The 2,807-nt window shown below is 30.5% G+C and carries 3 protein-coding genes; all 3 read right to left on the bottom strand.

All coding sequences use genetic code 11. The annotated features are described in order from the left end of the window. Positions 1–571: alpha/beta hydrolase family protein (locus PKV21_09950; protein HOM27808.1), on the bottom strand; the 571-nt coding region annotated here is incomplete at its 3' end. Positions 572–668: 97 nt separating this feature from the next. After that, a complete protein-coding gene (locus PKV21_09945; protein ID HOM27807.1) occupies positions 669–1,907 on the bottom strand; it encodes a DegT/DnrJ/EryC1/StrS family aminotransferase in 1,239 nt (412 codons plus the stop codon). 12 nt (positions 1,908–1,919) lie between these two features. Further along, the coding region (locus PKV21_09940; GenBank protein HOM27806.1) for a DegT/DnrJ/EryC1/StrS family aminotransferase at positions 1,920–2,807 on the bottom strand (888 nt) is incomplete at its 5' end.

Raw genomic sequence — 2,807 nt, 5'->3', positions numbered from 1 at the left:
CAAGAAGTGTTCTGCCAAGTATTAAATGCTGTAAAAAATGAATATTGCATATATCTCTAGGATGATAAATATTGTTATATCCAATTCTTTCACCAAAACTTCTCCAGTCAGGAACTATTGCTACAAATCCATTTTCAGCCATCTGTTCTCCATAATTGTAATTATGAATTTTTATGTGGTTTATTATTTCTGGATTATTATGAAAGACTCCTGCAACAGGGTCTTTTCCATATGGTCCATGTCCATGACAGGCTAAAATTGCAGGATATTTCTTCTTATCCTGTTTTGGAATAAGAATATAAAGGGGCATAAAACAATCTTTTTCTGTTTGAATTATCCATTTCTCCCTTATATATTTTTCTCTTTCCTCTTCGGATATTTTCTCCGGATTTAAATCTGCTTGTTCAGGAAATTCTCCAAGAAGTTCCTTTATCTTTTTTATAAGTTTTTCTTTCCAGTCATAAAATTCTTCCTCTGTTTTACAGTTAAATTCAAGTTCTGGTTTTATTCTCTTTGCCCACTTTTCTATAAAATTATCTGTAATCTGAGGAGAATCTAATCTGTTTGGCATTTTTTCCTCCTTGTGTTTTTTATTATATCACATTTTCCCTTTTTGCCCACCTTAAAGGTGGGATATGGGAATCTTTGATAATCAAGAGGTTTAAGATTTACTTGAGGCAAAATCTTTCAACTTTTTCAAATATTTTTATTGTATCTTCTATTTCTTTTTTACCCCAGCATTCATGGATATACAGTGTAATATGAGAATTCAGTGCTTTTTCTGCAATCGGACATTTATATTCAATATTGGGAGAGTAAGGTTTCCATGGATAGCCTGAACTTCCAAATGTTTTTCTCGCTTTTATAAATGGATTTTCATAGATTTGAATAACATAATGTGCTCCAGCAGGTAATCCTTCTTTAATTAAAATTTCTGCGAGTTTCCATTTATCATATTTAAATTTTTCTTCTTCAACTCTAATAAAACAGAACCAGTAATTTGGTTTTGAATTTTCGGGTTTTTTCCATAAAGAAAATCCTTTTAAATTTGAAAATCCTTTTCTTAATTCTTCAACTATTTTGAATCTTTTTTCAGCAATTTTTTTCAATTTTTTTAATTGTACTCTTCCTATTGCTGCTTCAATTTCTGTCATTCTGTAATTTAAACCAAGAGATACATTACCTTCTGGATTTTCTATTCCAAATGGTTTCCCTCTATCTGCAAATCTTTTACATCTCCAGTAATATTCTTCATTATCAGTTATTACCATTCCACCTTGACCTCCACTTGTCATATGTTTTCCACTCATTAAACTAAAACAACCCATATCTCCAAAAGTTCCTACATATTTATTTTTATAGATTGAAGCATGACTCTGTGCACAATCTTCAATAATCTTTAAATTGTATTTTCTTGCAACTTCAATAATTTTATCCATTTCACAGGGAACACCTGCAAGATGGACAACTATAACTGCTTTTGTTTTTTTATCTATTTTTTCTTCTATTGTTTTTGCAGTTAAATTCAATGTTTCAAAATCAACATCAGCAAATACAGGAATAAGTCCTTGAAATAAAATAGGCATAACAGTTCCAGGGTCTGTTATTGGAGTTGTTATTATCTTATCCCCGGGTTCTAAATCAAGTGATGCAATTGCAGAATGAATAGCAGCAGTACCTGAACTTGTTGCAGTTGCATACTTTGTTCCAAAAAATTCTGCAAATTCTTTCTCATATGTATCTACCTCACTTCCAGCATATCTATCAAGGTATTTTGCTGTATTTTCTTTTGTTGCTTTTTTCATCATTTCATTTATAAGTTTAACCTCTTTTTCATCAAACATAATTCTTTGAGGAAATGGTTTTTTTCTCAAAGGTTTTCCTCCATCTATAACAAGTTTATCCATTTTTTCTCCTTTTTAAATTCTGAATGTTAAACTCCAGTTTCCGATTTCAGGTGGGTCTCCAGGGTCATCTTTTAATAATTCTTTATGATTTTTAACAACTTTTTCAAAACCTGAAAAATATTTTTCAATTACTTTTTTATTAAATTTTGTAAATCTTGGAATACTGAAAACTTTTTTACCAATATTTTCTGATACAGGTAAACTTCCTTTTTTACTTCTTATATCTTTTTCAGAGTTTCTTATTATTGTAGGTTTTCCATCATTATAAATGTCAATATTCTGAAAAACAGGATGCATATGAAGTGGTTTATTACATCCAGGATAAACACTAATACCTTCTTCTCTTAATGCTTCGCAGAATCTTGTTATTGAAAGTCCATTAAGTTCTTCCTTATTATAATGTGCAAGAGGGAAATACCATCCACCTTTTGTTAATCCTGAATTTTTAGGTGGTCTGTGTGTTTTTATTCCTGGAAGTGTATCAAGTAAATCACAGAAGTAGTTCATTGCCTTATCTATTTCTTCAAAAATTTCTTTGAAAATCTTAATAAATACAATGCCCACAGCTGAAGAAAGTTGATGAATTCTGTATTTGTAACCTCCCCACGGAATTCCTGTACCATTTTTTAAGTAATCAATTGTAATTTCAGAATGTCTTTCATAATGTCCAAATATAATCGCTCTTTCGTAAATCTCAAGGTCGTCTGTTAACATAATTCCACCTTCTCCAATAGGAAATGATTTTCCTGTCATTAATGAAAAAGCAGAAACATCTCCAAAAGTTCCTGTTAATTTGCCTTTATAAAAACACCAGTGTGAATGAGAGCAATCTTCAAGGACTTTTAGATTATATTTATTTGCAATTGACATAATTTTATCCATATCCGCAGGATAACCTGC

It is taken from the genome of bacterium (genome assembly GCA_035371905.1).
Classification (GTDB): domain Bacteria; phylum Ratteibacteria; class UBA8468; order B48-G9; family JAFGKM01; genus JAMWDI01.
The sequence above is the reverse complement of the archived record's forward strand: the minus strand, read 5'-3'. Positions and strand labels throughout refer to the sequence as shown.